The 8,606-nt window shown below is 66.0% G+C and carries 7 protein-coding genes and 1 pseudogene; 5 read left to right on the top strand and 3 right to left on the bottom strand.

The genetic code is table 11. The features are described 5' to 3' along the window. Nucleotides 1–1,431 (top strand): nodulation protein NfeD (locus tag KH616_RS17130; protein ID WP_292248506.1); only part of this gene is annotated, 1,431 nt, incomplete at its 5' end. Continuing rightward, nucleotides 1,428–2,201: a slipin family protein gene (locus KH616_RS17125; RefSeq protein WP_292248503.1), complete on the top strand. Its 774-nt coding sequence runs from the start codon at nt 1,428–1,430 to the stop codon at nt 2,199–2,201. The genes KH616_RS17130 and KH616_RS17125, both read left to right, overlap by 4 nt. Nucleotides 2,202–2,414: 213 nt before the next feature. Here KH616_RS17125 and KH616_RS17120 read toward each other — a convergent pair whose 3' ends face one another. Further along, nucleotides 2,415–4,577: a TonB-dependent receptor gene (locus KH616_RS17120; RefSeq protein ID WP_292248500.1), complete on the bottom strand. Its 2,163-nt coding sequence runs from the start codon at nt 4,575–4,577 to the stop codon at nt 2,415–2,417. Nucleotides 4,578–5,068: 491 nt separating this feature from the next. Here KH616_RS17120 and KH616_RS17115 point away from each other — a divergent pair. Both KH616_RS17115 and KH616_RS17110 read left to right on the top strand, forming a co-directional pair. Next, nucleotides 5,069–5,158 (top strand): annotated as a pseudogene (locus KH616_RS17115) (metal-dependent hydrolase); the annotation flags it as partial. 43 nt (nt 5,159–5,201) lie between these two features. Further along, nucleotides 5,202–5,489, top strand: a complete 288-nt coding sequence (locus KH616_RS17110; RefSeq protein WP_292248499.1) for a hypothetical protein — start codon at nt 5,202–5,204, stop codon at nt 5,487–5,489. Between the two features lie 270 nt (nt 5,490–5,759). On the opposite strand, the gene KH616_RS17105 is transcribed toward KH616_RS17110, so the two are convergent. Then, on the bottom strand, nt 5,760–6,041 hold the full coding sequence (locus tag KH616_RS17105) for a hypothetical protein (RefSeq protein ID WP_292248497.1): 282 nt from the start codon (nt 6,039–6,041) through the stop codon (nt 5,760–5,762). Between the two features lie 764 nt (nt 6,042–6,805). Here KH616_RS17105 and KH616_RS17100 point away from each other — a divergent pair. Then, the gene (locus KH616_RS17100; protein WP_292248495.1) at nt 6,806–8,107 is read left to right on the top strand and encodes an NCS2 family permease; all 1,302 of its coding nucleotides are present in this window, start codon (nt 6,806–6,808) and stop codon (nt 8,105–8,107) included. 166 nt (nt 8,108–8,273) lie between these two features. On the opposite strand, the gene KH616_RS17095 is transcribed toward KH616_RS17100, so the two are convergent. Next, nucleotides 8,274–8,561 (bottom strand): DUF1488 domain-containing protein, encoded by a 288-nt coding sequence (locus tag KH616_RS17095; protein ID WP_292248509.1) that lies wholly within the window; start codon nt 8,559–8,561, stop codon nt 8,274–8,276. Nucleotides 8,562–8,606: the final 45 nt, after the last annotated feature.

Here is an 8,606-nt window from a genome sequence, read left to right as displayed (position 1 = left end):
GCGCTGTTCGCGGCGCTGCTCGTCGTGTGCGCGGCGGCCGCCGCGCGGCCGGGCGCCGCGCCCGCCGCCCGGCCGCCCGTCGTCGTGATTCCGGTGAACGGTGCAATCGGGCCGGCCAGCGCGGATTTCATCGTCCGCGCGCTGGGCCGCGCCGCACACGAGCACGCCCCGCTCGCCATCCTGCAACTCGACACGCCCGGCGGCCTCGATTCGTCGATGCGGGTCATCATCAAGGCGATGCTCAGCTCGCCGGTGCCGGTCGCGGCGTGGGTCGGGCCGAGCGGCGCGCGCGCGGCGAGCGCGGGCACCTATATCATCTATGCCAGCCATATCGCGGCCATGGCGCCGGGCACCAATCTCGGCGCGGCCTCGCCGGTTCATATCGGCATCGGCGGCAGCACGCCCGGGAACACCCCGCCGTCGCCGTCCGGCACATCGCCCGCGTCGCCTGCGTCGAGCCCGCAGCCGGGCGATACCCTGTCGACCGAAAGCCGCAAGGCCATGCAGGACGCATCCGCCTATATCCGCGGCCTCGCGCAACTGCGCGGACGCAACGCCGAATGGGCCGAGCGCGCGGTGCGCGAAGCCGTCAGCCTGTCGGCCAGCGAAGCCCTGGCGCAGCACGTCGTCGACGTGATCGCACAGGATCCGGCCGACCTCGCACGCCAGCTCAGCGGCCGCGCCGTGTCGACCGTCACCGGCGCACACCGGCTCGCGACGGCGCAGGCCCCGCTCGAGATCGTCGAGCCCGACTGGCGCAGCCGCTTCCTCGCGATCATCACGGATCCGAACGTCGCACTGATCCTGCTGACGCTCGGCATCTACGGCCTCTTCTTCGAATTCGCGAACCCCGGCTTCGTGCTGCCGGGCGTCGTCGGGACGATCTGCCTGCTGGTCGGCCTGTTCGCCATGCAGCTGCTGCCGGTCAACTACGCAGGCCTCGCGCTCGTGCTGGTCGGCCTCGCATGCCTGATCGCCGAGGCGTTCCTGCCGACCTTCGGCGTGCTCGGCTTCGGCGGCATCGCGTCGTTCGCGATCGGCGCACTGATGCTGATCGATACCGACGTGCCGGGCTACGGCATTCCGTGGCAGCTGATCGCGAGCCTCGCGCTCGGCGGTGGCCTGCTCGTCGTCGCCGTGTCGGGCGTCGCATTGCGCGCGCGGCACCGCCCGATCGTCACCGGCGCGGAGGCGATCGTCGGCAGCATCGGCGAAGTGCTCGACGACGGGCTGCGCCCCGACCAGCCGCCCACCGCGGCCGGCGCCGCGCCGTCCGCCGCGGGTTGGGCGCTCGTGCACGGCGAGCGCTGGCGCGTCGCCTGCAGCGCACCGCTCGCCGCAGGCAGCCGGGTGCGCGTGACGGGGCGCCACGGACTCATGCTGACCGTCACTCCGCTCTACGAACTGCCGCGACAAGGAGAACAACCATGATCGGCTATACGTTCGGCTTCAGCAGTATCGTGATCGTCTTCGTGGTGCTGCTCGTCGCGTCGTCGATCCGCATCTTCCGCGAATACGAGCGTGGCGTCGTGTTCATGCTCGGACGCTTCTGGAAGGTCAAGGGTCCGGGGCTCGTGCTGATCATCCCGGTCGTCCAGCAGGTCGTGCGGATCGACCTGCGCACCGTCGTGTTCGACGTGCCGGCGCAGGACGTGATCACGCGCGACAACGTGTCGGTGAAGGTCAATGCGGTCGTGTATTTCCGCGTCGTCGATCCGGAGAAGGCCGTGATCCAGGTCGCCCGCTTCTTCGAGGCGACGAGCCAGCTCGCGCAGACCACGCTGCGCGCGGTGCTCGGCAAGCACGAGCTGGACGCGCTGCTGGCCGAACGCGAGCAGCTCAACGCCGACATCCAGAAGACGCTCGACGCGCAAACCGATGCGTGGGGCATCAAGGTGTCGACGGTCGAGATCAAGCACGTCGACCTCAACGAGACGATGGTGCGCGCGATCGCCCGGCAGGCGGAAGCCGAGCGCGAGCGGCGCGCGAAGGTGATTCACGCGGAAGGCGAGCTGCAGGCATCCGAAAAGCTGTTGCAGGCGGCGCAGCGACTTGCGCAGCAGCCGCAGGCGATGCAGCTGCGCTACCTGCAGACGCTGACCACGATCGCCGCCGACAAGAACTCGACGATCGTGTTTCCGCTGCCGGTCGATCTGCTCACCGCGGTGCTCGACCGCTTCGGGCCCGCGCGCGAACGCTGAGCACGAATGGCTGCGCGCCAATGCAGTGTCCTTGAAATCGCGGTGGGTCGACGCACCGCCGCCTCGGTCTCAGGCGCCCCGCACCGGGCCATCGTTTCTCTACGCCCCGCGCACGTGCCGGATGCCGGCCGCGCACCCGGAAAGATCCTTCCCACGCCACACAGCGGTGTCCGGCGGAGGCGCATCGGTCCGCCGGCCACGATTGACCGCGGGTCAGTAATCCAGCTCGAGCGTGGCCATGAACGTGCGCGGCGTGCCGACGTATGCCGTATTCGCACCCGCGCTGCCGACGATATTCCCGTCGGCGATCGACGCGTAATAGAACGTGTTCGTCAGATTGATCACCTGAAACCGTAGGGTTTCATGATGGCCGAACGCGTTCGACGCATACCGCAGGCCGAGATCGAACGTGGCATAGCCCGGCGCGATCGAGTTGTTGGTATTGGTGGCCACCCGGCTGCCCTCGAAATGCGCCGCGCCGGTCAGCGCCAGCCCGTGCGCGAACCGCGGGTGATAGTCCACTGCAAGATCGCCCTTGAAGTTCGGGACACCGACGACACGCTTGCCGTCGGTCGCGGCATGGCCGGTGCCGTTCAGGCGCGCGTCGATGTAGGTCACGCCGCCAAACAGCGCGAGCTCGGACGTGACATCGCCCTGCACGAAAAACTCCGCGCCGACGTTGGCCTGCTGGCCGATCACCGAGAAGACGTTGGTCACAGCGTTCGTGGCCGCCAGCGGGCGCGTCATGCGAAATGCCGACAACCCGAGCAGCAGCGAATCGGAAGGCGCGTACTTGATGCCGCCTTCGATTTCACGATCGTGATAAGGCGCCATGAACTGGTTCGCATTGACCGTTCCCACCGGCGCCTGATCGCCCTGCTCGACGCTGCTGGCGATCGTCGCGTACGCCGTCAGTTTCGGCGTCGGCTTGTAGATCACGCTCAGGCTCGGGCTGACCATGCCGTTGTGCTGGTCGGACGACGTGACGTTGCCGTTCGCGCCGAAGCTCCGTTGATGCAGGAAGGACGTGGACACCACCGCCTGCACCGCCAGACGGTCGTTCAGGTGCAGCGTGTCGCCGACGACGATCGACTGCTCCATCACGGTCGACGAACGATACTGCCCGCCGGTCGACGGCATCGGCTGCTGCGGAAACACGACGGGGTTCGCCACGTTGGCCGTGCCCAGCACCGTGGCGATCGAGTGGCGGTTCGAGTATTGCCCGTTGACGAAGCCGTTCGTCCCCAGCACCAGATCGTGGCGCATGCCCATCAGCGAGAAGCACCCGTTGAGCGTCACGTTGTTGCTGGCGATCGAGAAATGCGGCACCGCGTTGAAGTTCCGGGTCGCCCTGTAATCGCCGAGGTTGTCGGTGAACTGATGGGTGATGCCGTACAGGCCGCGCTCGGCGTTCTGGTACAGGCCGCCCACTTCGATCGACCAGTCGTCGTTGAAATGGTGCTTCAGCTTGACGACCGCCGTATTGGTGGTGAGATTGGCGCCCGCGCCCGGCTGGCCATAACCCAGCCGCGTCGGGTCGATCGCCGACGGCAGCATCGTGCTCTTGCCGCTGTTGAACACGACGCTGCCCGGCAGCCCGGTGATATGGGTCGTGTAGTGGCTGAAGTCGGTTTCGATGACGGTGTCGCGATCGAGATGGAAGTCGAACGCACCGCTGAACAGCGTCCGGTTCGAATGGCTGTCGGGCGCCCAGCTTGTCCCCTCGCCGTGGACGAGGTTGAGACGATAACCCACGTTGCCGGCCGGGCCGACACGACCGCCGAGATCCGCCTGCTCGGTGAACGTGCTGTCCGACGTATAGCCGAACATGAAGCGGTTGAGCGGCTTGTCGGTCGGACGCCTGAGCACGTAGTTGAACACGCCGGCCGGCGGCTGCGGGCCGTACAACGCGCCGGACAGTCCGTTCAGCACCTCGATGCCCGACAGATTCTCCGCCGGAATCGCGGTCGTGCCGATGACGGCCAGGCCGTCGAGCCGCGTGTTCTGGACGATGCTCCCCTGGAATCCGCGCGCTTGCGGGCGCGAGACTTCGTACCCTTGCTGGTCGCGGATGATCACCGACGGCAGATTGCGCAGCGCTTCGTTGACCGACGACGCCTGCTGGTCGACGAGCAGGTCTTCGGGGATGACCGTGACCGACGCCGGCGCGTCGGCGATTTTCTCGTTCCGGAAAGGAATGACGCCGGCCGCACCGGCGCGGTAATAATCGGGCAGGGTCGCATAGCCGACGCCGGGCGCCGCCGCATTGACGGAAATAACGGGGAGTTTTCCCGCCGGCGGAACGTCCTGAGCGTGGACGGTGCCGACGAACAGCGATATGGCGGGCACGCCAAGCAAAATCTTTCTGTTATTCACTTGCGATGTCTTGGGTTGCGTTGGTCTCACCATCGAAATATTCTCTCGTATATATCGATGGGCAAAAAATTTTCACCTCGCCGGAAGGTGGACACTGCACTTCGCCAATCGACGGAAGTGCCATGTGAAGCCTGTCAGGGATTTGGGCCCGTCCGCACGTCACCGGAATGGTGATGCGCGACATGTCCGGGAATCATCGCAGACCTTTTTGGGCCGGAGCGGAATAACGGATCAACCCGTCTGGCGGGCAGGATCGCTACCCGATGGAGAATGGCCACATGCCGATCGCTCCGCACGAGGTGAAACGTAGCGTGATGCTTGTCGTTGCAAGCCGGTCTCATCGTATTCTCGACTTCGCCGGTCAGGCAATGACAATCCCCGCAGATATTAAAGAGCGCAGTTGGCAAGCATTTTCCGGCAGACGATCCGTCATGCAGTCGATTGGCGGCCAGGATCCGGACATCGCGGACGCAGCGATGCGGACGCGGGCCCGCTATCCGGGCGTCGCGCGTGCGGGATGGCAAGAACCGCGGCGCGGACATCTGCCGTCGTTCCGGAAGATGATCGGCGCGGCCCTTCGGGAAATGCGTACAATCGCGGCTTCATTTCCCCGGAGGTGCCGCGATGGCCATGAAGAAAACCGATCTCGAGAAGAACAAGGCGCTCAAGCTGACGCACGCGATGAAGCAGTCCAGCTCCGCGCGCTTCGGCAAGGGTTCCGAGGCGACGGTCCAACTCGATCGCCGCGCCCAGCGCAAGCTCGACCAGGAGCAAGGGCTCGTGCCGTTCGCCTGCAAGCTGAACATCGACCTGATCGAGCAACTGAAGACGCGCGCCGAAACGCATCCCGGCGGCATGACCGGTCTGCTCACCGAACTGCTGACGAACGGCCTCGCACAAGCCGGCGCGTAACGCGCGATGCCGACATCCCGGCCGCGGCGTCGATCGCGGCCCCCGTGCGAAGTGCGGCGAGCCACCGCAACGCGTACTCGCGCACGTGCAACGTTTGCTGGGTGGAGCATGGCGAAACACGCCATGACGCGACGCACGCGATTCCGCGTGAATGCCGTCGCGAGGAAAGGAAATGCGCGCACCCGTGAGGCTACGTCGCCTCGCAGATGCGCGTCGGAAGACGCGGCACGTCGTTGCGTACCGCGAGCGATCGTGCGCCGCGCGCGGGCATCATGTGCTGGCGGCGAGACGCGGCCCCGTGGTGCCGCGAGGGCTGGATTCGGCTTCGGGCCTGTGCGACGTCTGCGCGCTTACCCAAGGATCGATGCCCTGCTTTTGCACCTCCTCGAGAAACGACACGCGCGCGCGCCAGTAATCCGCTTGTAATTTGGCATCGATGACGCGCTGTTCGGCGGAGAACAGCTCCATGCGCGCAGTCACCAACATCGATGCAGCGGTTTTTTCCGGCGTGGGGGCGTGTCTCATCGCCCAACGGCTGATCCAGTTCAACATGCTGACCTCCGTGAAAACGGACGAACCCGCATCGGGCAATCGCAATCGGCCGCGCGCCTGCCCGGACGCACAATGGCCGCCGTCGCACTTCACACCCTGGCTCGTCTCGTTCCGCCGGCTTCCCCGCTTCGGCGGAAATCGACCCGGCATGCGTGTGCGCGGTTTATCTATCCTAGAAACACTTGTCGGTTTACGCGATGGGGTCTTGCAAACTTTTACACAGAAACCACAGTCGGCCACACGCGACACGATGACAGTTGCGCAATGCGCGGCATCGGCGCAGGATAGCCCGATGCCCGCACGACGCCGGGCCCGCGGCGTCCGACGAACCGGCCCGCGCCGGTTGCATGCGCACGCATCGCCGCGCCTGTTCGCCCGGGCCGTCCTGAACCGACGACTGCCGCGCCAAGGATCCGCCCGCTCCGTTTCATTCGTGTGTCGGTGCGCATCGGCATGGCCCGCATCGCCATCATCCGCCGACGCCGCAGCGCCCTTCCGGCGCGCGCGGCATCCTTTGCGCCGCCCGTCCCGCCGAACCCTGTAAAATGCGCGCCTCAATCGCGCGGCCACACCGCGCGCGCGTCCGCGCAACGGCGCCGATCGCCCCCACACACCATATCGTCCGACCGATTGCCGCGTTTACAATCGCGCCGATCGCCGAACCATCGTAACGGGCGACAAGACGGTCGCCGCACGCATACCACGCGCGAACAACAATTCGTACTCAACAAGCAACACGACAACCCGACCGGAGAATCTCCTTCATGGAATCCATCAAGCGGTATTTCGGCTTCGCCGAGGCCGGCACCGACTTTCGCACCGAAATACTTGCGGGCGTCACCACGTTCCTGACGATGGCCTACATCATTTTCGTCAACCCCTCGATCCTCGGCGATGCCGGCATGCCGAAGGAATCCGTGTTCGTCGCAACCTGCATCGTCGCGGCGCTCGCGTCGCTGATCATGGGGCTGTACGCGAACTACCCGATCGCCTGCGCGCCCGGCATGGGCCTCAACGCCTACTTCGCGTACACCGTCGTCAAGGGCCTCGGCTTCACGTGGCAGGCGGCGCTCGGCGCCGTGTTCATCTCCGGCTGCCTGTTCCTGCTCGTCACGCTGTTCCGCGTGCGTGAGGCGATCGTCAACGGCATTCCGCAATCGCTGCGCATTTCGATTACAGCCGGCATCGGCCTGTTCCTCGGCATCATCTCGCTGAAGACCGCCGGCGTGATCGTCGGCAGCCCGGCCACGCTCGTCACGCTCGGCGACCTGCACAAGCCCACGACGATCCTGTCGATCATCGGCTTCTTCACGATCGTCACGCTCGACTTCCTGCGCGTGCGCGGCGCGATCCTGATCGGCATTCTCGCGGTCACGATCCTGTCGTTCTTCTTCGGCGGCAACCAGTTTCACGGCGTGTTCTCCGCGCCGCCGTCGATCGACGCGACGCTGTTCAAGCTCGATATCGGCTCGGCGCTGTCGACCGGCATCATCAACGTGATTCTCGTGTTCTTCCTCGTCGAGCTGTTCGACGCGACCGGCACGCTGATGGGCGTCGCGAACCGCGCGGGCCTGCTCGTCGAGGGCAAGATGAACCGCCTGAACAAGGCGCTGCTCGCCGACAGTTCGGCGATCGTCGCAGGCTCGCTGCTCGGCACGTCGTCGACGACCGCCTATATCGAAAGCGCGTCGGGCGTGCAGGCTGGCGGCCGCACCGGCATGACCGCGATCACTGTCGCCGTGCTGTTCCTCGCGTGCCTGTTCATCGCGCCGCTCGCCGGTGTCGTGCCGGGCTATGCCACCGCACCCGCGCTGCTCTATGTGTCCTGCCTGATGCTGCGCGACATGGTGGACGTGCCGTGGGACAACGCGACGGAAGCCGTGCCCGCCGCGCTCACCGCACTGCTGATGCCGTTTACGTACTCGATCGCGAACGGTGTCGCGTTCGGCTTTATCGCATACGGCGGCCTCAAGCTGCTGACCGGCCAGGCCCGCAAGGTCAAGCCGATCGTGTGGATCATCGCCGCCGTGTTCCTGTTCCGCTTCTTCTATCTGGGCAGCGAATGAGTGCGCAGCCGCGCCATGCGTAACGAAAAACGCCACCTTCGGGTGGCGTTTCCATTGGCGCGGCGGGTTGCTCGCCCGACCGGCAACGGGCGAAACCGGCAGAACCGGGCGCCGGCCTCGTCAGGCGCGCCCGTTCGACTTCGTCTGTCCCGAACCGGTCATCCGTTCAACGCCAGTTCGCTTCGTAAAAACGTACGTAGCCGCTGCGCAGGATCACGCATTGCGCGCGTGTTTCGGACAGCAGGCGCCGGGCAGCGGCCTCGATGCGCTCCCGATGCATGTCGAACGCGCCGACCATGTCCTCGAAGCGCGGGGACGCCGCGCCGAAATGATCTTCAAGGGCCTCCGCGGTAATGTGGCATTGGACGCGCTCGCCATTGACCAACGCCGGAAACGCGAGCGTCAGTTCGCGCCCCGAATATTCGGGCGCCTCGTTCGGGAAATGGATCTGCATGGGAACCGCCTCGACCGTCCGGTAGAAAAACGAATGGCCGCGTCC

The sequence above is a fragment of the Burkholderia sp. genome (assembly GCF_018375725.1).
In the GTDB taxonomy this organism is placed as follows: Bacteria; Pseudomonadota; Gammaproteobacteria; order Burkholderiales; family Burkholderiaceae; genus Burkholderia.
Note: the sequence above shows the minus strand (reverse complement) of the source record. Positions and strands in the feature narration are given on the sequence as shown.